At 72.0% G+C, this 19,477-nt stretch carries 18 protein-coding genes; 9 read left to right on the plus strand and 9 right to left on the minus strand.

Annotated features, from left to right (window positions below; translation table 11 throughout):
- Window positions 1-65 precede the first annotated feature (65 nt).
- Window positions 66-1,277, plus strand: coding sequence for a glycogen synthase (gene glgA, locus FHU34_RS23890; RefSeq protein WP_145784243.1), 1,212 nt, complete (start codon window positions 66-68; stop codon window positions 1,275-1,277).
- Here the strand turns inward: glgA and FHU34_RS23895 are convergent.
- Window positions 1,270-2,214 carry an inositol-3-phosphate synthase gene (locus FHU34_RS23895; RefSeq protein WP_145784244.1) on the minus strand — a complete coding sequence of 315 codons (945 nt, stop codon included), beginning with the start codon at window positions 2,212-2,214 and terminating at the stop codon, window positions 1,270-1,272. The two genes, glgA and FHU34_RS23895, sit on opposite strands and share 8 nt — an antisense overlap.
- Before the next feature lie 95 nt (window positions 2,215-2,309).
- On the opposite strand from FHU34_RS23895, the gene FHU34_RS23900 reads away from it, so the two are divergent.
- Entirely contained in the window at window positions 2,310-3,560 is a 1,251-nt protein-coding gene (locus FHU34_RS23900; RefSeq protein WP_145784246.1) for an HNH endonuclease signature motif containing protein, read from the plus strand.
- A 43-nt stretch (window positions 3,561-3,603) separates the two neighbouring features.
- Here the strand turns inward: FHU34_RS23900 and FHU34_RS33100 are convergent, their stop codons facing one another.
- The 3 genes from FHU34_RS33100 to FHU34_RS23910 all read right to left on the minus strand — a co-directional run bounded on the left by FHU34_RS33100 (window position 3,604) and on the right by FHU34_RS23910 (window position 4,644).
- The gene (locus FHU34_RS33100) at window positions 3,604-3,768 is read right to left on the minus strand and encodes a hypothetical protein (protein ID WP_167524890.1); all 165 of its coding nucleotides are present in this window, start codon (window positions 3,766-3,768) and stop codon (window positions 3,604-3,606) included.
- A 173-nt stretch (window positions 3,769-3,941) separates the two neighbouring features.
- Window positions 3,942-4,397, minus strand: a complete 456-nt coding sequence (locus FHU34_RS23905) for a type II toxin-antitoxin system VapC family toxin (RefSeq protein ID WP_145784247.1) — start codon at window positions 4,395-4,397, stop codon at window positions 3,942-3,944.
- Window positions 4,387-4,644: an AbrB/MazE/SpoVT family DNA-binding domain-containing protein gene (locus FHU34_RS23910; RefSeq protein ID WP_244311810.1), complete on the minus strand. Its 258-nt coding sequence runs from the start codon at window positions 4,642-4,644 to the stop codon at window positions 4,387-4,389. Before FHU34_RS23910 ends, FHU34_RS23905 begins: the two co-directional genes overlap by 11 nt.
- A 117-nt stretch (window positions 4,645-4,761) precedes the next feature.
- On the opposite strand from FHU34_RS23910, the gene FHU34_RS23915 reads away from it, so the two are divergent.
- Window positions 4,762-6,957, plus strand: a complete 2,196-nt coding sequence (locus tag FHU34_RS23915; RefSeq protein ID WP_145784250.1) for an alpha-1,4-glucan--maltose-1-phosphate maltosyltransferase — start codon at window positions 4,762-4,764, stop codon at window positions 6,955-6,957.
- Complete coding sequence (gene glgB, locus FHU34_RS23920) at window positions 6,945-9,047, plus strand: 1,4-alpha-glucan branching protein GlgB (protein ID WP_145784252.1); 2,103 nt, start codon at window positions 6,945-6,947, stop codon at window positions 9,045-9,047. Before FHU34_RS23915 ends, glgB begins: the two co-directional genes overlap by 13 nt.
- A gap of 123 nt (window positions 9,048-9,170) precedes the next feature.
- Here glgB and FHU34_RS23925 read toward each other — a convergent pair whose 3' ends face one another.
- Complete coding sequence (locus FHU34_RS23925) at window positions 9,171-10,211, minus strand: App1 family protein (protein WP_145784254.1); 1,041 nt, start codon at window positions 10,209-10,211, stop codon at window positions 9,171-9,173.
- A 124-nt stretch (window positions 10,212-10,335) separates the two neighbouring features.
- Between FHU34_RS23925 and FHU34_RS23930 the strand changes: the two genes are divergently transcribed.
- The 4 genes from FHU34_RS23930 to FHU34_RS23945 all read left to right on the plus strand — a co-directional run bounded on the left by FHU34_RS23930 (window position 10,336) and on the right by FHU34_RS23945 (window position 14,702).
- The gene (locus tag FHU34_RS23930) at window positions 10,336-11,988 is read left to right on the plus strand and encodes an ArnT family glycosyltransferase (protein ID WP_145784256.1); all 1,653 of its coding nucleotides are present in this window, start codon (window positions 10,336-10,338) and stop codon (window positions 11,986-11,988) included.
- 53 nt (window positions 11,989-12,041) lie between these two features.
- Window positions 12,042-12,839, plus strand: a complete 798-nt coding sequence (gene yaaA / locus FHU34_RS23935; protein ID WP_145784259.1) for a peroxide stress protein YaaA — start codon at window positions 12,042-12,044, stop codon at window positions 12,837-12,839.
- Between the two features lie 163 nt (window positions 12,840-13,002).
- Window positions 13,003-13,680 carry a hypothetical protein gene (locus FHU34_RS23940; protein WP_244312002.1) on the plus strand — a complete coding sequence of 226 codons (678 nt, stop codon included), beginning with the start codon at window positions 13,003-13,005 and terminating at the stop codon, window positions 13,678-13,680.
- A 74-nt stretch (window positions 13,681-13,754) separates the two neighbouring features.
- The gene (locus FHU34_RS23945; protein ID WP_145785774.1) at window positions 13,755-14,702 is read left to right on the plus strand and encodes a TAXI family TRAP transporter solute-binding subunit; all 948 of its coding nucleotides are present in this window, start codon (window positions 13,755-13,757) and stop codon (window positions 14,700-14,702) included.
- A 10-nt stretch (window positions 14,703-14,712) separates the two neighbouring features.
- Here FHU34_RS23945 and FHU34_RS23950 read toward each other — a convergent pair whose 3' ends face one another.
- From FHU34_RS23950 to FHU34_RS23960, 3 genes are all read right to left on the minus strand, one after another.
- On the minus strand, window positions 14,713-16,149 hold the full coding sequence (locus tag FHU34_RS23950) for a sensor histidine kinase (RefSeq protein WP_145784264.1): 1,437 nt from the start codon (window positions 16,147-16,149) through the stop codon (window positions 14,713-14,715).
- Window positions 16,150-16,158: 9 nt separating this feature from the next.
- Window positions 16,159-16,815, minus strand: a complete 657-nt coding sequence (locus tag FHU34_RS23955) for a response regulator transcription factor (protein WP_088990531.1) — start codon at window positions 16,813-16,815, stop codon at window positions 16,159-16,161.
- A gap of 74 nt (window positions 16,816-16,889) precedes the next feature.
- Window positions 16,890-17,201: a hypothetical protein gene (locus FHU34_RS23960; protein ID WP_088947217.1), complete on the minus strand. Its 312-nt coding sequence runs from the start codon at window positions 17,199-17,201 to the stop codon at window positions 16,890-16,892.
- A 112-nt stretch (window positions 17,202-17,313) separates the two neighbouring features.
- Here FHU34_RS23960 and FHU34_RS23965 point away from each other — a divergent pair, with 112 nt between their 5' ends.
- Entirely contained in the window at window positions 17,314-17,652 is a 339-nt protein-coding gene (locus FHU34_RS23965; RefSeq protein WP_145784268.1) for a DUF952 domain-containing protein, read from the plus strand.
- A gap of 59 nt (window positions 17,653-17,711) precedes the next feature.
- Here the strand turns inward: FHU34_RS23965 and FHU34_RS23970 are convergent, their stop codons facing one another.
- Window positions 17,712-19,475 (minus strand): CDP-glycerol glycerophosphotransferase family protein, encoded by a 1,764-nt coding sequence (locus FHU34_RS23970; protein WP_208745063.1) that lies wholly within the window; start codon window positions 19,473-19,475, stop codon window positions 17,712-17,714.
- Window positions 19,476-19,477 lie beyond the last annotated feature (2 nt).

Consider the following 19,477-nt stretch of genomic DNA (forward strand, 5'->3'; position numbering starts at 1 on the left):
CGCTATCCACCCGCGTCGCACTTCACCACTCGTACGGGGACTCTTCTGCACTAGGGTGCGGGGTCATGACGGAACCCACCCCGCTGCGCGTCGATCTGCTCACCCGCGAGTACCCGCCGGAGGTCTACGGCGGAGCGGGCGTGCACGTCGAGTACCTGGCCCGGGAGTTGCGCCGCCTCACCGACGTCCGCGTGCACTGCTTTGGCCAGCAGCGCACCGAGCCGGGCGTCACCGCGTACCCCGGACCGCCCGGCCTGACCGGTGCGAACGCCGCGCTCCGGACGATGGGTGTGGACCTGGAGATGGCCGCCGGCACCGCGGGTAGCGACGTGGTGCACAGCCACACCTGGTACGCGAACCTGGCCGGACACACCGCGAAGCTGCTGCACGGGGTGCCGCACGTGGTGACCGCGCACAGCCTGGAGCCGCTGCGGCCGTGGAAGGCCGAGCAGCTCGGCGGCGGGTACGCGCTCTCGTCCTGGATCGAGCGGACCGCGATGGAGGCCGCCGACGCGGTGATCGCCGTGAGTGGGGGGATGCGCAGCGACGTGTTGACCGCCTATCCGCAGATCGACCCGTCGAAGGTGCGGGTGGTCTACAACGGCATCGACACCGTGCAGTACGCCCCGGACCACGACACCGACGTGCTCGACCGACTCGGCATCGACCCGTCCCGTCCCAGCGTGGTGTATGTGGGAAGGATCACCCGGCAGAAGGGGCTGCCGTACCTGCTGCGGGCCGCTCGGGAGTTGCCGGCGGACACGCAGCTCGTGCTTCTCGCCGGCGCGCCGGACACGGCGGATATCGCCGCCGAGGTGGAGGGACTGGTCGCGGAGTTGCGGGCCAACCGCTCCGGAGTGGTCTGGGTGGCCGAGATGCTGCCCAAGCCCGAGGTGATCCAGGTGCTCACCCACGCGACGGTCTTCGTCTGCCCGTCTGTCTACGAACCGATGGGCATCGTCAACCTGGAGGCGATGGCCTGCGAGACGGCAGTGGTGGCGACCGCCACCGGCGGCATCCCCGAGGTCGTGGCCGGCGATGAGACCGGCCTGCTGGTGCCCATCGAGCAGGCCACCGACGGCTCCGGAACCCCGTTGCAGCCGGAGAAGTTCGTGGCGGACCTGGCGGCGGCGATCAACACCCTGCTCGCCGACCCGGCACGTACGGAGCGGTTCGGCCTGGCCGGTCGCCGGCGCGCGGTGGAGCACTTCTCCTGGGACTCCATCGCCCGCCAGACGCTGGAGGTCTACCGCTCGGTCGGCGCCGAATTCAGATAGCCGTTCCCGGCGGCGACTTGAGCAACGACGTCGCCTCGGCGCAGTGACCGCCACGCCCGTTGCGCAGGGCGCTGGCGGCAATGCGGACGAGGTCGATGTTGACGCCCGCGGCGCCACTCGGATCGTGCACCTTCAGTTTCACGTCGAGGCTCACTGAGGTCTCACCCCAACCCCGCGCCTCGACGTTGAGGTGCGCCACCTTCTGCGACCCGAGGTGCGGCAGGTACCCAAGGGGGGCGACCTCGACGCTGTCGGCGTCCGACAGGGCGTTGAGCTTGGACCGCTTCTTGGTGTCGGGGTTCTCGACCAGGTTGCGGAAGTCCTCGGTGCCGCCCAGATTGACCTGGTAGGAGCTGACCAGTGTGAGGCCCCGCTCCTTCAGGAGCCGCAGCAGCGCGTTGTGCACCACCGAGGTGCCGAACTGGCTGGCCAGGTCGTCGCCGATCAGCGGCAGGCCGGCGGCCTCGAACCTCTCCATCCGGCGTGGGTCGCGGGCGACCGGGTCGGCGGTGGTGTTGATGAAGGCGACACCCGCGGTGAGAGCTGCCTCGGCGTACGCCTGGGCGGTCTCCGGCCGGCCGCTCGGCGCCGAGTAGAGCAGCACCTCCGCTCCCGCCAGCGCCGCAGCCACCCGCCGCACCTCGGTCGCGTCGACGAGGCCCTTCGTGACGGGCACATCCGCCCAGGGCAGGTCGCACGGCAGCCGGGGGAAGTTGTTGGGCGGCAGGAAGATCGCCTCGGTCAGGTCCCGACCGACCTTCTCCGCGGAGGTGGCGAAGGCCGCCACGACGTCGATGTCGCCCACCCCGAGCCCGTCGATCACCGGTCTGCGGATTCCGACCAGGCTGCCGCTCTGGCGGTAGAGAGCAAGCCCCTGCACCAGCGCCGACGTGTTGTTACCGACCCCGACAACCGCGACCCTCACCCGTTCGATCATGGCGGGAGGCTACGCCACCTCCGGTGTGGTGAGCCGCCCCGACAGGACCGCCGACAGCACCGGGAATTGTCGTACACCTGTTCTAGTCTTTAGAGGTGATCGATGCGTTGGAGCAGGCGGAGGCCGTGATGGCGGCCTGCTTCGAGACGCCCGCCTGGGCCACCAGCGAGCGCGATCTCGTGGCGGCGTTGGATGCGACGCATCGCCTGGAGCAGCGCTTGGCGGCAGTCAAGCTGAGTCTCGTACGGGAACTGGACGGTCGAGGCACCGCGACGGCGCAGGGCGCGTCCTCGACGGCGGTGTGGCTGCGCGACCGGCTGCGGATCGGGGTCGGTGCCGCCCGGCGACTGGTCGAGATGGCCGCGACGCTCGATACCGCCCCTGCCGGGATCCGGGAGGCGTTGTCTGGCGGAACGGTCGACCTGGAACAGGTACGGGTCATCGCCGAAACCGTCCAGACCGTCCAGACCGCCGCCGGCGCCCAGGCCGCAGACAAGGCCGTCGCCATCCTCGTCGACTGGGCGGCGCAGTTCGACGCCGCCCTGTTGCGCAAGCTCGGCACCCGGATCCTCGACCACGTCGCCCCTGAGGTCGCCGACGCCACCGCCGAGGCGGCGCTGCGGGCGCAGGATTCGCGGGCCGCCCGGGACCGGCACGTCACCATCAGCGAGCAGACCGATGGTCGGCTCCGCCTCGCCGGCATCCTCGACACCGAGGCCGCCGCCGCGGTGCGCGCCGCAATCGACCCGCTCACCACCCCCAGCGGGCCCGACGACACCCGCACCCCGGGTCAACGCCGCCACGACGCCCTGGCTGACGTGTGCCGGCTCGCCCTGCGCACCGGTGAGCTACCCGAGAACGGTGGCGACCTGACCCAGGTCGTCGTCACCACCAGCTACGACGGGTTGACGCGGCAGGTGGGCATCGGCGCTCTGGACAGCGGCCTACACCTCAGTGCCGAGGCCGTGCGTCGGCTCGCCTGCGACGCGCGCATCCTGCCCGCCGTGCTCGACGGCGGCGGCCAGGTCCTCGACGTCGGCCGGCAACGCCGCCTCATCAGCGGCCCGCTCCGTCGCGCCCTGGTGCTGCGCGACCGTGGTTGCGCGTTTCCCGGGTGCGATCGCCCACCGCGTTGGTGCGACGGCCACCACATGCGGCACTGGGCCGACGGCGGCGACACCAGCCTCGACAACGCCGTGCTGCTCTGCGGCCACCACCACCGACACGTGCATCGCGGCGACTGGGTCGTGCAGCTTGGCGGCGACGGGCATCCAGAATTCATCCCACCGGCCTGGCTCGACCCCGAACAACTCCCCCGCCGCAACCACTACCACCGGCGCAGATAGCGCTCCCGATGAGCGAGTTCAGGCACGCACCAGCGCACCACCCTCAGGCAACGCCGAGGGTGGCGGCGAGCTGCGCCAGTCCGGTCGGAGCGTCGGCGGACCGCCACACGACGGCGACCAGCTTCCGTACCGCCGGCCGGTCGTGCACCTCACTGCGGGCGGTGCGTTCCGCGTCGAGGACGGCTCGGGCCCGCGCGGTGCATGTCACCGTTCAAGGCGTACAGGCGGGCCACATCAAGGAGGTACCCGGCCCGGTGCTCGGGCGGCAACCCCCGCCACTCGTCACCGGCCACCAGCCGCCCGTGCCGGGCCGTCGCCGTGGTGACGTCGCCGAGAGCCGCGTCGGCCGTCTCCCACGGCCTAGCGATGACCCAGGGGCGGTCACTCGCCTGGTGTGGTCAGCGTCAGGGTCGGGAAGTACGTGCGGTATCGCGCCCCATCGCGGGTCAGCAGGTCGTACCGGCATACGGCCGCATGCGCGCCGATGTAGAAATCGGCAAGCGGCGACCGCTTCGCGCCACCCAGCCTCCGATATCGCGCGTACGCCTTGCCGGCGAGGAAGCCTGCCAGGTATGGGAGCTCCTCGCGGAGGAAGTCACCCGCCGGCAACGCCTCGTCCAGCTCCTCGATCCGGTCGAACCGGACCGACGCCTCGGCGTACACGATGGGGTTGATCACCAGATGGCCCGCGTCGCGGGCCTCGGCGAGGGCGCCCCCGGACCACTCCGCCCACTTGGGGTCATCGGTGAGGATGTCCAGCAGCACGTTGGTGTCGACCAGGGTCGTCACGGCGTCAGTTGGACGCGGCGGCACGGCGCGGAGCCGGTCACTCGCCACGCAGCAACTCCATCAGTTCCTCGGTGGACATGTGCTCGGTCTCCTTGGCGCTCCCCCGACCCCGCATGTGGCGGACGAGACGCTCCCCACGGGTGTCGGCACCGTGCACGCGCACGATGCGGAGGGCCCCGCCCTCCTCGACCACATCGACCTCGTCGCCCTCGTGCAGGTTGTAGCGCGCCCGCAGAGCTGCCGGGATGGTCACCTGACCCTTGCTGTTCAACCGCATGCTCTGGACCTCCGTCACGTAATACCAACGATACGTGACACATCCCGATACGGGACATCTGTGCTGGCGACCGCTGGAGGGCGGACGGAGGTGCTTGGCCGCGCGCGAACGGATCTCGCGCAGTAGGTTGGCGGGGTGACTGGACGGTTCCCGATCGAAGACGTCTCCCCCGTCGTCTCGTGCGGGCGATACCCGGCCAAGGCGGTGGTCGACGAGCCGGTTCCGGTGTCGGCACGCGCCTACCGGGAGGGGCACGACGCGCTGGGCTGCAACGTGGTGTGGGCCGGCCCCGACGGCACTACCCGGCCGTTCACCCGGATGCGTCCCGGTGAACCCGGCCAGGATCGCTGGCACACCGTCATCACGCCGGACGCCGTCGGCGCGTGGACGTTCTCCGTCGAGGCGTTCCAGGACCCGTACCTCACCTGGCAGAACGCGGTGACCAAGAAGATCGCCGCCGGGCAGGGGCCGGCCGAACTGGCCAACGACCTGGCCGAGGGCGCGCGGGTGCTCGCCGCCGCCCGGGACCTCGTCCCGGCCGCCGACCGACTCCGGGTCGCCGACGCGCTCGCCGCGCTCGTCGAGACCGACCTGCCGCTGCCGCAGCGGGTCGACCCGGCGCTCGCCCTGGCCGACCTGCTCTGGGAGCACCCGGTGCGGGAGTTGGTGACCGCCGGTGAGACGTACTCGATCTGGGTTGACCGCAAGCGGGCGCTCTTCTCCGCCTGGTACGAGTTCTTCCCCCGCTCCGAGGGGGCCGTGGGCGGCCGCTCCGGCACGTTCGCGACGGCCACCGACCGGCTGCCGGGGGTGGCCGCGATGGGCTTCGACGTGCTCTACCTGCCGCCGATCCACCCGATCGGCCGGGTCAACCGCAAGGGCCGCAACAACGCGCTCACCGCCGGCCCGACCGACGTGGGCTCGCCGTGGGCGATCGGCGCCGCCGAGGGCGGCCACGACACCATCCACCCCGACCTGGGTACGCCGGCAGACTTCCGGGCCTTCGTCCAGGCGGCTGCGGCGCAGGGCCTCGAGGTGGCGATGGACCTGGCGTTGCAGTGCGCGCCGGACCACCCCTGGGTGACGGAGCACCCGGAGTGGTTCACCACCCGGGCCGACGGGAGCATCGCGTACGCGGAGAACCCCCCGAAGAAGTACCAGGACATCTACCCGGTCAACTTCGACAACGACCCGGAGGGCATCCGGGCCGAGGTGTTGCGGGTGGTGCTGCACTGGGTCGGCGAGGGCATCCGGATCTTCCGGGTGGACAACCCGCACACCAAGCCGTTCGACTTCTGGCACTGGCTGATCGCCGAGGTCAAGAAGATCGACCCGGACGTGCTGTTCCTGGCCGAGGCGTTCACCCGTCCGGCGATCATGCACGGCCTCGGCAAGATCGGCTTCACGCAGTCGTACACCTATTTCACCTGGCGCACGACGGCCGCCGAGATGCGGGAGTACTGCGAGGAACTGGTCGAGTCGGCCGACTACATGCGGCCGAACTTCTGGCCCAACACGCCGGACATCCTGCACGAGTCGTTGCAGCACGGCGGCCCGCCGATGTTCAAGATCCGGGCGGTGCTGGCCGCGCTGCTCTCCCCCTCCTGGGGCATGTACGCCGGGTTCGAGCTGTTCGAGCACGTGGCCCGCCCGGGTGCCGAGGAGTACCTGGACAACGAGAAGTACGAGCTGCGCCCCCGGGACTGGGCCGCCGCCGAGGCGCAGGGCCGCTCACTGGCCCCGTTCCTGGCCACCCTCAATCGGGTACGCCGGGACAACCCGGCGCTGCACCAGCTCCGCAACCTGCGGTTCCACGAGATCGACAACCCGGCGTTGCTGTGCTGGTCGAAGCACGACCCGGAGACCGGCAACACCGTCATCGTGGTCTGCTCGTTCGACTCGCGCGAGGTGCAGTGGGGCAACACGACGCTGGACATGCCGGCGCTGGGCTTCGACTGGCACGAGCGGTTCACAGTGCACGACGAGCTCACCGGCACGAGCTACGACTGGGGTCAACGCAACGCGGTACGGCTCGACCCGTACCTGCAACCGGCGCACGTGTTGACAGTGCGCCGCCCGACCCCGCCCGCCGAGCCGCTACCAGCGGGCGCCGAGCCGGCCGACCTCACCGTCGCCGAGGTGCCGGACGAACTCTCCGGCGGCACCGCGCCGACGGCTCCCGCGCCGGCAGCTCCGGTATCGGCAGCTCCCGTTCCGACTCCGCCTCGCCGGTCGCGCCCGGTACCGACCCCGCCGCGCCGATCGGCGACCCGTCCGCCCGCCTCCGCACCGACCGACGCTGCCCCGAAGGACGCCCGATGGACCAGCTGATCTCCGGCGCGACGCACGACCCGCACTCGGTGCTCGGCGCGCACCCAACCGACTCCTCGACGACGATCCGCACGCTGCGCCGGGGCGCCGGCGACGTGGTGCTGCTCGTCGGCGACGAGCGGTACCCGATGAAGCGGGTGCACGACGCGGGCGTCTTCGAGGCCACCGTCGAGGGCACCGTGCTCGACTACCGGGTGGAGGTCGACGGCACCGCGCACGACGACCCGTACCGCTACCCGCCGACCCTCGGTGAGCTGGACCTGCACCTGATCGGCGAGGGCCGGCACGAGCGGCTGTGGGACGCGCTGGGCGCTCGGGTCTTCGACGAGGGCGTGGCGTTCAGCGTGTGGGCGCCCAACGCCCGCGGAGTCCGGGTGATCGGTGACTTCACCGGCTGGGCGCCCGACGACGGCTGGCCGATGCGGTCGCTCGGCTCCACCGGCGTGTGGGAACTGTTCGTGCCCAACGCACGCGTCGGTGCCCGCTACAAGTACCGGATCCTCGGCGCCGACGGCCAGTGGCGGGACAAGGCCGACCCCCTGGCCGCGTACGCCGAGGTGCCGCCGGCCACCGCGTCGGTGGTGCACCACTCGACGTACCGGTGGAACGACGCGGACTGGCTGGCCCGGCGGGCCGAACGGCAGCCGCACCAGGAACCGATGAGCGTCTACGAGGTCCACCTCGGCTCGTGGCGACCCGGCCTGAGTTACCGCGAGCTGGCCGAACAGCTCACCGAGTACGTCAGCGGGTTGGGCTTCACGCACGTCGAGTTCCTGCCGGTGATGGAGCACCCGTTCGGCGGTTCCTGGGGTTACCAGGTCACCGGTTACTTCGCGCCGACGTCCCGCTTCGGCGACCCGGACGACTTCCGCTACCTCGTCGACCGGCTGCACGCCGCCGGCATCGGCGTGATCCTCGACTGGGTGCCCGCGCACTTCCCCAAGGACGAGTGGGCCCTGGCCCGCTTCGACGGCACCCCGCTCTACGAACACCCCGACCCGCGCCGTGGCGAACACCCCGACTGGGGTACGTACGTTTTCGACTTCGGCCGCAGCGAGGTGCGCAACTTCCTGGTCGCCAACGCGCTCTACTGGTGCGACCAGTTCCACGTCGACGGGCTGCGGGTCGACGCCGTCGCCTCGATGCTCTACCTGGACTACTCCCGCAACCACGGCGAGTGGGCGCCCAACCAGTACGGCGGTCGGGAGAACCTGGAAGCCATCGCGCTCATGCAGGAGGTGAACGCGACCGTCTACAAGCACCACGCCGGCGTCGTCATGATCGCCGAGGAGTCCACGGCCTGGCCGGGCGTCACCCGCTCCACCGCCGACGGCGGGCTGGGCTTCGGGTTCAAGTGGAACATGGGCTGGATGCACGACACCCTGCTCTACACCTCGAAGGACCCGATCTACCGCCAGCACCACCACCATCAGCTCACCTTCTCCCTGGCGTACGCCTGGAGCGAGAACTACGTGCTGCCGATCAGCCACGACGAGGTCGTGCACGGCAAGGGCTCCCTGGCCGGCAAGATGCCCGGCGACACCTGGCAGCGGCTGGCGAACGTGCGCGCGCTACTGGCGTACATGTGGGCGCACCCGGGCAAGCAGTTGCTCTTCATGGGCTCCGAACTGGCCGACGACCGGGAGTGGAGCGAGGAACGCGGCCTCGACTGGTACCTGCTGCACGACCCGGCCCGCGCCGGTGTGCAGCGGCTCGTCGGCGACCTCAACCGGGTCTACCGGGACACCCCGGCGCTCTGGGCACAGGACACCGACCCGGCCGGGTTCCGCTGGATCGCCGGCGACGACGTCGCCAACAACACAGTGTCGTTCGTCCGGATCGCCCCGGACGGCTCCACGCTGGTCTGCGTGGCGAACTTCTCCGCCCAACCCCTGCACGACTACCGAATCGGGTTGCCGGCCGGCGGGACGTGGACGGAGGTGCTCAACACCGACGCGCACCACTACGGCGGGTCGGGGGTGGGCAACCTGGGCGAGGTACGGGCCGAGGACGTGCCGTGGCACGGGATGGTCGCCTCCGCCGCTCTCCAGGTGCCACCGTTGGGTGCCGTCTGGCTCCGTCAGGGCTGACCCACCACCCGACAACGGCCAACGATGCACTCACCTTGATCAAGTGATGAGAAGTAGGTGCCAGGGTCGTTTCTGACCTACTTTTCATCACTTGATCAGTGCGGCATCCCGCAGGAATCCGCGTCAGACCAGGCCGGCGTCGCGGAGCAGTTGCCACAGGCCGGCGCCGTCCGGCGCGGACAGCCACTTCTGCCCCACCGGCCCCGACGAGGGGCGTCCGGCCGGGGCGGGCAGGGTGCCGGCCAGCACCGACTGCGTCGGGGAGAGGCGGCGGATCGCCACCCCGGCGACGTTCTCCGGGTGGGCGGCGGCGAACTCCCGGTAGATCTCCTGGTCGTGCTGGCCGTCGTCGCCGACGAGCAGCCAGCGCACGTCGGGGAACTCCTTGGCCAACCGGGCCAGGGTGGACCGCTTGTGTTCCATGCCGCTGCGGAACCAGCGGTCGGCGGTCGGGCCCCAGTCGGTGAGCAGCAGCGGCCCGGCCGGGTAGAGGTGCCGGGACAGGAAGCGGGTCAGGGTGGGTGCCACGTTCCACGCGCCGGTGGAGAGGTAGAAGACCGGCGCGCCCGGGTGCGCGGTGACCAGCCGCTCGTAGAGCACCGCCATGCCGGGTACGGCGGCTCGGGCGTGTTCGTCGAGCACGAACGTGTTCCAGGCGGCGAGCAGCGGTCGGGGCAGCGCGGTGACCATCACCGTGTCGTCGATGTCGGAGAGGATGCCGAACTTGACCTCCGGGTCGAGGATGCGCACCGGCGCGTCGACGGGTTCGGCGTCCGGGACGCTGAGGCGGACGGTGCCCCAGCCGGGCGGCAGGTCGGCCTCGACGAGTGTGTCGACGAAGCCGCTGCGGTCCGCCTGGGTCTCGTGCCGCACCCCGCCCGCCTCGATGGTCACCGTGACGTGCTTGTTGGGCAGCGTGGTGAAGCTGCGCCAGCCGCGGACCTTGTCCAGTCGACCCCGCTGGCGGGTGTCCGGGCGTCCCAGCAGCACCCGGCACATCACCCGTACCCAGCCCGGAGCGCCGTAGCCGGTGTACGCGACGATGTTGACCCGCCAGCCGGTGCGCCGCAGCCGACGCTGCACGAGCTGGTGAACGGCGTCCTCGATCCGCGCAGCCCGGTGCAGGTTCGGAACGGCCAGCTGGCCGGCGGGAGTGGGTGGCACGCGCCAACCCTGCCACACGGCGACAGCCGCGGCCACGCGAGTGGCCTCCGACTGTGCTGATCCACCTCGGCGGCCCGACGGAACGTGAAACACTCCGGTCGGGACGACGACGGGGGCGTTGGTCGTGTCGCAACCAGAGCAGCACCGTGGGCGATGGCGTCCGCGACTCGACCGGCCGGCGCTCGTCGCGCTGCTGTTCGGGGTGGCCGGTGTGGTCTACCGACTGGTCCTGACCCTGTTCACGGTGCCGGTGTCGAACAGCGACGAGGCCACGTTCGGCCTTGCCGCGCTGCACATCGGGCAGGGCCGGGAACGCCCGGTCTTCCTCTACGGCCAGCACTACATGGGGATGGTGGAGTCGTACCTGGCGGCGCCCCTGGTGGCGGTGGCCGGGCCGAGCTGGCCGGTGCTGCGGTTGCCGATGCTCGCGCTGTACGCGCTGTTCCTCTATCTGATCCACCGGTTGACCCGCCGGATCTGCACACCCTGGTTCGCCACCTTCGTCGTCGGCCTGCTCGTACTCGGAGGCGAGCGGGTGGTGCGCGACCAGCTCACCGTGGTCGGCGGTCGGCCCGAGGTGAAGCCGGCGGTGCTGTTGATGCTGCTGATCACTGTGGGGTTGGCCGCCGGCACGATCCGCCGCCGACGACTCGCCGTCACCGCGTTCGGCCTGCTCGTCGGGCTGGCCCTCTGGTCGGACTGGCTGATCCTGCCGTACCTGGCGGTGGCCGGGCTGGCCCTGGTCTGGGCGGCGCGGCGGGAACTGCTCGGCTGGTCCGGTCTGCTGCTGGTGGCCGGGGTCGCCGTCGGCGTGGCACCGATGATCGTCGACAACCTGCGGGCCGGGCCCGGTGACGACTCGCTGTCGGTGTTCCGGGAGATCAGCACCAAGGCCGGGCCGCTGCCGCCGTGGTCCGACCGGATCCGGGGCGGGCTGCTGGAGGGGGTGCCGCTGGCACACGGGCTCTGCCCGGTGGACGGCTGCGGTCGGTGGCAACAGTGGTTCGGGGTGCTGTATCCGGTGCTGCTGCTGGCCGGCGCGGTGTTCGCCGCGCTCGCCTACCGCCGGGCGGCCCGGCCGCGCGAGGAGCAGGCTGACCGGGCGGCTGCGGGGCCGCGCGGGGCGCGGGTCGGGCCGGTCGTGCAGCTCGCGCTGGTCGTCGGTGCCGCGTTGACCCTGTTGTCGTACGTCCGCAGCCCGCTCGCCGCGACCAGCCCGCTGGACAACGCCCGGTACCTGTCGGTGCTGCAACTGTCGCTGCCTGCGGTGCTCTGGCCGCTCTGGGTGGTGGCGGTCGCCTGTTGGCGGGGCACTGTCGGCGCGCTCGGACGGCTCGCCGGGGCGCTGTCCACCGCCGTGCTGGCCGCCCTGACCGCGACCGCGCTGCTGATCACGGTGCTCTTCGCGGCAACCGGCACGGCGGCGTCCCGGACCGAGGAGCGCCAGGCCCGGGAGTTGGCCGCCGCGCTGCGGGCCAACGGCCCCCACCAGGTGTACGGGGACTACTGGACCTGCAACCGGTTGATCTTCAACACGGACGAGACGGTGGTCTGCGGGGTGCTCGACGGCGACCTGTCCCCCGGGCAGAACCGCTACCTGCCGTACTGGCGGCAGGTCGGTCGGGCCGATCGGCCGGGTTACGTGACGGAGGTCGACTCGCCGATGGACCGGAGGCTGCGCCGGCTGCTCGCCGACCGGGGCGATGCCGCACCGGTGCGCGAGGTCGGTGGGTATCGCGTGTACCACCCCGACACCCCGGTGCGCCCCTGGCGGTAGTGGCGGGTCGTACGCTGGCCGGGCCGCCGCCGTTGCACCGCCCGAGGAGACCCATGCTCATCCTGCTGCCGCCCTCCGAGGGGAAGGCCGACGCCGGCACCGGACGGCGCTGGTCCCCGGACCGGATGTCGCTGCCCGAGCTGAACCCGGCCCGGGAGCGGGTGCTGGACGCGCTGGTGGCGCTCTGCGCCGGGCCGGACGCGGAAGCCGCGCGGGCGGCGCTCGGGCTCAGCGAGGGTCAGCTCGGCGAACTGCGCCGCAACGCCCGACTGCGGGAGGCAGCCACCGCGCCTGCCGAACGGCTCTACACCGGGGTGCTCTACGAGGCGTTGGACCTGGCCTCGCTGCCGGCCACGGCGCAGCGGGCGGCCCGCCGGTCGATCATGATCAGCTCCGGGTTGTGGGGCGTGGTCCGGCTGGCCGACCGGATCCCCCCGTACCGCTGCCCGATCGGCGCTCGCCTGCCGGACGTGGGGGCGCTGTCGGCGTACTGGCGCGCCGAGCTGGCGCCGGTGCTGGACGCCGCCGCAGGCAACGGCCCGGTGCTGGATCTGCGCTCCGGCGCGTACGCGGCCACCTGGACGCCGCGCGGGAAGCTGGCCGAGCGGACGGTCACCGTGCGGGTGCTGCACGAGCGGGAGGTCGACGGCGTCCCGGTCCGCTCGGTGGTCAGCCACTTCAACAAGGCGACCAAGGGACGTCTGGTGCGTGACCTCCTCGTCGCCGGCGCTCGACCGCGCACCGCCACCGAACTGGTCGGCGCGTTGCGGGAGTTGAAACACACGGTCGTGGAGCAGACCCCCGCGCGCGGGCGGGCACGGCAGGTGGATGTGGTGGTCACCGACCTCTGACGGGTCGGCAGCCGCAAGATTTGCTCAAGGCTGGGCCGGAGCAGTTCCGTAACGGGGGCGCAGGGGCCACGGTAGGGACACCCAGACTCCGACGAGGGAGCCTCCGTTGACCTCCGAACCCGCAGTGCTCGACCGGCCCCGCCCTCCGGCGCTGCCGTCTCCGATGGACTGGCTGACCCTGGGCGACGCGTTCGAGGCCGCCTGCCTGCTGCGCTGCACGCCGCCCCCGGCCACCGCCCGGTCGAGCACAGCACTCCCGGCGTACGCGTCGGGGGTGGAGTTCAACCGGGAGGACGCGGCACAACGGATGCGGCAACTGCTCGCCCGGCTGGACATCCCGGTCACCCACGAGGTCGCCGTCGGAGGTCTACGCCGCCGCTACGAGCTGCATCGGCTGTGGGTGCCCCAGGAACACCGGGGCGCGTACACCCGGGTGGTGGACGCGGGTTGGTGGCAGGGGCGGCGTGAGCTGCTCGGCGGGCCGCTGCCCGGGGCCTCGCCGGCGCGCCGACGGTTGGCCACCCGGCTCTCGGCGGCGGCCTGGCGCTCGGCGCTGCTGGCCGCCGGGCGGCACGTCCGCCGGCACATCCTCGGCGTGCGGCTCACCGACCGGGAGCTGGCCGCGGTGCTGATCCGGAGCGCGGCGGTGCTGGACGTGCCGGCCCGGCTCCGCCCCGGCACCGGCTGCTTCCTGGTCAGCGTGAACGACGGCCCGGACCGGGCGCGGATCCTGAGTAGCGCTGCCCTGGAGCCGGCGCGCGGGCCAGCGACGCCGCGCGGCACGGCCCCGCCGTCGACTCGGGCCGTGGCCACGGCGACGGCAGGACGCCCGCCCTACTGATCCCGCCCGGCGCACCGACGGAGGGCTTGCGCGCACGGGCCCGACGGCGCACAGTGCACCGCGTGAGTCGTACCTTGTCCCGCAGGCCCGGACGCCACCGCGCCGGGTGGGCGGCCCTGTTGACGGTGCTGCTGACCGCGGCCCTGGCCGCCGGATGCCGGGACGCCCCGACCGCGCCGACGACGATCCGGATCGCCACCGGCAGCCCCACCGCCGTCTACTACGCGTTCGGGCAGTCCCTGGCGGCCATCCTCAACCGGGACCTGCCCGACGTGCGGGCCAGCGTGGTGATCACCGCCGCGTCGGCGGAGAACGTCCAACTGGTCGGTTCGGGCGCGGCCGAGCTGGGCTTCACCCAGGCCGACGTGCTGCCCACCACCATGGCGGAGAACCCGACGGTCGAGGCCATCGCCCGGGTGTACGACGACCAACTGCACCTGGTCACCACGGGCGGCGGCCCGGTCCGCACGGTCGCCGACCTGCGCGGCCGTCGCGTCTCCGTCGGCGCACCCGGCTCGGGCACCGAGATCACCGCGACCCGGCTGCTGGAGGTGGCCCGCCTCGGCGGCGACGAGATCCGTCGGGAGCGGCTCGGGCTGGACGACTCGGTGGCGGCGTTGCGGTCCGGGCGCATCGACGCGTTCTTCTTCTCCGGCGGGTTGCCGGTGCGGGGCATCGAGGAGTTGGCCTGGCGCAGCGCCACCCGGATCGTGGACCTCAGCGAGTGGACCGAGCCGCTGCGCGACCGCTACGGCCAGGTCTACGTCTCCCGGGACATCCCCCGCTCGGTGTACGGGGTGGACGCGGTGACCACTGTCGCCGACCCGAACTACCTCATCGTCCGGGCCAACCTGCCGGAGCAGTTGGTCCGGGAGGTGACCAGGCTGTTGATGGAACGCCGTGCCGAACTGGCCGCCGCACATCCGGCGGCGGGACGGATGAGCCCCCGCTCGGCGATCGTCACCGCGCCGCTGTCGCTGCACCCCGGGGCCGCCGACTGGTACCGGGCGGCCAAGCCCTGACGACCCGCCCTCAGCGCGCCGGGGCGGGCCGCAGGTCGGCGGGCGGTTCCTCGTCCACGGGCTCCGCCGCCGGGTCGGGCTCCGCCGCCGGGAACCACAGGGCGGCGACCAGGCCGCGCGACTCCCCCGGGCGCATGGTGAGCCGCCCGTCGGAGGCGTCCACCAGCACGGCGGCGATGGTGAGGCCCAGCCCCGCGCCGTCCACGTTCTGCGCGTCCGGCGCTCGCCAGAACCGCTCGGTCGCCTGGCGGAGCTGACTCTCGGTCATGCCAGGGCCGGAGTCACGCACCTCCAGGGACACCCCGTCGTCGCGGCGATCGACGGTCACCGTCACCGCCCCGCCGGCCCCGCTGAACTTCACCGCGTTGTCGATCAACGCGTCCAGCGCCTGGTCGACGGCTGTCGGCACGGTCTGGGCGTACGCCGGGGCGTCGCTCGTAGCCAACCGCAACGCGACCGACCGGTGCCGGGCCAGCGGCGCCCACGCGGACACCCGGGAGGCTGCCACCGCGGCGGCGTCCACGGTGACCCGCTCGTTCTCCTCCCGTTCGGCCCGGGCGAGGGTGAGCAGGGCGTCGAGTACCAACGCCAGTCGGTCGGTCTCCTCCAGGGCCAGCTGGTGCTCGGACCGGCCGTCGGGGTCGGTGAGGCTGGGGCCCAGCTCCTCCACCCGCAGCCGCAGCGCGGTGAGCGGGTTGCGCAGTTGGTGGCTGGCGTGCGCGACGAAGGCGCGTTGCCGGTCCATCACGTCGGACACCACGTCGGCCATGTGGTTGAAACTGGTCGCGAGCCGGCGTAGCTCCGGAGGGCCCAGGCGGTGCTGCACCCGGGCGCCCCGATCGCCCTCGGCGATCTCGTGGGTGACCGCGTCCAGTTCGGTGACCGGGCGCAGCACCCAACCGGCCAGCCCGAACGCGGTGAGCACGCAGGCTAGCACGGCGAGCAGACCGGCCAGGGCGAGCAGCAGCCACCACGCGGCGACAGCTCGGCGGATCGGGCCGGACGGCGACGCGATCACCACCGCGCCGAGCACCTCACCGCCGTCGTTGATCGGCGCGGCCACCACCACCGGGTCGGTCGTCCAGGGCCAGACCGACTCGGGCGCGCTGGTCTGCTGCCCGGACAACGCGATGTCCAGAACCATCGCCGTCCCCGGGCTGGGCTGCCACCTCGGCGACGAGACCGGGGTGCTCCGGTCCCGGTCGACGACCGCGACGCCGATCGCGTACAGGTTGTCGTAGCTGTTCAGCTCCGACTCGATCGGGCCCGGCCCCCCGTCGCGCAACGCCGGGCCGGCCAGCGAGGCGAACCGGGTGGCGTCGGCGAGCCGGTCGGCGCGGACCCGTTCGGTCTCCCGGCTGGCCATGGTGGCGGCGAGCGGTGTCTCCAACGCGATGAGGACGAGCACCATCAGCAGCAGGTAGCTGATCACCAGTCGGCGGCGCACGTCAGCCCCTCACGCGTCACGCAGTCGATAGCCGACGCCGCGGACGGTCTCCACCAGGCGGGCGTCACCGAGCTTGCCGCGCAGCGACCCGACGTGCACCTCGACCGTGTGCCGATCGGCCCAGGTGGTGCCCCACGCGTCGAGCAGGATGCGATCGCGCGGCACCGCCACCCCGGGCTGGCGGGCCAGCGAGAGCAGGACGTCGAACTCCTTGCGGGTCAGGGTGACGGCGCGGCCGTCCACGGTCACCGTCCGGGCAGCCACGTCGATGCGAACCGACCCGGCCTCGATGAGGTGTCGCTCCGGCGCGGCGTTGGCGGCCCGGCGCAGCACCGCCTCGATCCGGGCCTGCAACTCCACCATCGAGAACGGCTTGACGACGTAGTCATCCGCGCCGAGGCGCAGACCGAGCACCCGGTCCCGCTCCTCACCCCGCGCGGTCACCGCGATGATGCCGAGCTGGCTGCTGCGGCGGCGCAGCTCGCGGCACAGGTCCGTACCGTCGCCGTCGGGCAGGGTCAGATCGAGCAACACCAGGTCACACGGGGCTGCGGAGAGCGCGGCCGCGACCGTGGCCGCGTGCTCCACCTCGTATCCACGGCGGGTCAGGGCGGAGGAGAGCGCACCGGCGACCCGGCGGTCGTCCTCCACCAGCAGGATCCGCACCCGTGCCTCCGTCCGTCGCAACCGTTCTGCGAATGGTGGCAGAAGGGGGCGCGGAGCGGGAGGCCGCCTACCCGCTACAAACCGAAGACGTCGTCGGCGGTGGCGTCCCGGACGCCGTCGGTGAAACCACGGAAGCCCGGGTCCTCGTGGCTGGCTGGCACGCTCGTGACGTTGACACCGCTGGCCTGGGTGACCGCGTCGACCAGGGGCGGATAGTCGATCTCGGCATCCTGGAAGGCGTCGTCGTCCGCCTCAGCCAGGTTGATCACGTGCTGGACGTCGTCGGACGGAGTGTCCGGGTCCTCGGCCCACTCGCCGCCAGCCCGGTAACACTCGTCGTACAGCGCGCGCTGGCTGTCGGTCCAGTCGTCGTCGTAGCTCTGCATCGCCCATCCCCTCCGCGGCCTTGACCTGAGCATGCCCGGCGGGAGGTGACGAGCGCGGCGGTACCGGGGAAACCGGCTCGGCGCGCCCACGGCAGCGCCGTAGGCTAACGAAGTGATCTACAAACTGCTGTCCAGCACGGAGTGGGACGACGCCCTCGCCGCCGGCGCCTTCACCGGCTCCGCCCTGGACCGGCAGGACGGTTTCATCCACCTCTCCGGCGGCGACCAGGTCGTGGAGACGGCGCGGCGACACTTCGCCGGCGTGACCGGGCTGACGCTGCTGAGCGTGGCGGAGGACCGGCTGGGCGACGCGTTGCGGTGGGAGCCGTCGCGCGGTGGGCAGCTCTTCCCGCATGTGTACGGTCCGCTGCCGGTCGCCGCGGTGGTGGCGGCGCAGGCGTTGCCCGCGGACACCCCGGTCGCCGAGGCGGTGGCCACCCTGTTGGGCTGACACGGTCGCGCCCGGCCCGACAGGTGTCGGGCCGGGCGCGCAACGCCATCCGTGCGGACTCAGCGGCAGAGCCGGCTGATCTCCTCCTGGAACCGGTCCATCGGGTTCGCCTCGGCGGGGCCGAGCAGGTAGGTCTTCAGCTCCCGCCGGGCCTCGGTCATCGGGTCGTCGCCGGCCCGCGTCACCGACACGATCTTCTCCAGCTCACCGCAGTCCTTCGAGAGCAGGTACGCGGCCCGGGCCGTCGGGTAATCCCGGCGGAACTCGTCCTCGGACAGACCGGCCGGGTTTGCCACCACGTACGGGCGCTGACTCTGCACGAAGTCGGAGACCACGCTGGACACGTCGCTGATCAGCAGGTCGGTCTGGTTGAAGCAGTCGAACAACGCCGGCGTACGACCGGTCACCACCAGGTGCGCGGTGCCGTCCAAGGAGGACGCGTCCGCGTTGCCGCCGGCGGCGCGGATGGCCGCGACGATCCGCTCGTGTGCGGCCCTGGCCTTGTTGGACCGCGACCCGGTGAGCGGGTGCGGCTTGTAGACCAGTCGCAGCCGAGGGTTCGTGGCCAGCAGCCCCTTGACGATCCGCTCACCCATCAGCACCAGCGAGGTGTGGTACGGGTCGTCGTCGAGCCAACCCTCCCAGGTGGGGGCGTAGAGCACTGTGAACGGCCGGTCCACCGACTCGGCGCCGAAGGTGTGCACCCCGGCGAGCTGCGGCCGGCCGATCTCAACGATGTCCGAGTCGAGCACCCCCACGCCGGCCCGGGCGTACCGCTCCCGCCCCGCCAGCCCGGCGACCCAGACCTCGTCGTACACCTTGCTGTAGGGGTTGACGCTGGCCTGCTTGTCGCTGTCACCGTGCCCGACGAAGACGTGCTTCGTGGTGGGCTCGCGAAGCATGTGGATGTTCGCGCCGACGTTCGCGGCGTACAGCGCCGCGCGGATGCCGCGAAGGTCGAGGTTCATGAAGTCGACACCGGCCGGTACGCAGATCACCGGCAGCCGGGTGTCGGCCAGTTCCAGGAACGCGTCGCGGCTGCGCATCAGCACCACCGCGCGCTGGTGGAGCGCCTCGGTCGGAGCGAGCCACATGTTGGCCTGGTAGACGTCCTTGGCCGGGCCTGCGAAGTAGAGCGCCACCTCGGGTCGGTAGGTGTCCATCCACCGCTGGACGGCGGGCAGCACCACACCCTGCCCGGCGCCCTGACCCCGGCCTCGCAACCAGGTCAGAGCGGTGATGGCACCCACCACACCGGTCATCACGACCGCCACTGCGGCGGCGACGAAGAACGGCGTCGGGTCGTGCCGCACCGCGGCGACCACGGCGGCCGGAACGAGCAGCAGGTTGAGCAGGGGCATCCGGTCACCGGTGACCGCCGCCACCCAGGCCGGCAGTTGGTTCGCGGAGCGCAGGTCGCCCAGATCGATGTTGCGCACCATCGCGGAGAGCGGGTTACGACGCTCGATCATGACGGAGAGCGCGCCGGCGAAAACGGACACGACCCACACCGCAGCCGGCAGCGCCAGCAACAGGGTCAGCTCCCCGCCGCTGAGCCGCACCTCGGCGGCGACGAGCAGAACGGCCGCGAGGTCCCGGGTGAGCTGCCGGTACGACCAGTGCAGGCCCACCTTCTCCAGCAGCAGGTGCGACGACGGCGACCAGCGGGCGACGGCGAACTCGCCGATGACGGCGGCGAGCCCTGCGACAGCGAACAGACCGATCCAGCCGAATACACCACCGACGAGCATGACGAGGTAGGCCACCACCAGCAGGGCACTGTGGGCGGCCACTCCGAGGCGTCCTGTCAACGTGCCGAACAAAC

It is taken from the genome of Micromonospora taraxaci, assembly GCF_007830095.1.
Classification (GTDB): domain Bacteria; phylum Actinomycetota; class Actinomycetes; order Mycobacteriales; family Micromonosporaceae; genus Micromonospora; species Micromonospora taraxaci.

Coding starts and splice junctions, on each gene's coding strand:
- FHU34_RS23895 (WP_145784244.1), bottom strand. CDS start 2,214: ATGATCGAACGGGTGAGGGTCGCGGTTGTCGGGGTCGGTAACAACACG.
- yaaA (WP_145784259.1), top strand. CDS start 12,042: ATGCTCATCCTGCTGCCGCCCTCCGAGGGGAAGGCCGACGCCGGCACC.
- FHU34_RS23960 (WP_088947217.1), bottom strand. CDS start 17,201: ATGCAGAGCTACGACGACGACTGGACCGACAGCCAGCGCGCGCTGTAC.
- glgA (WP_145784243.1), top strand. CDS start 66: ATGACGGAACCCACCCCGCTGCGCGTCGATCTGCTCACCCGCGAGTAC.
- glgB (WP_145784252.1), top strand. CDS start 6,945: ATGGACCAGCTGATCTCCGGCGCGACGCACGACCCGCACTCGGTGCTC.
- FHU34_RS23940 (WP_244312002.1), top strand. CDS start 13,003: ATGGACTGGCTGACCCTGGGCGACGCGTTCGAGGCCGCCTGCCTGCTG.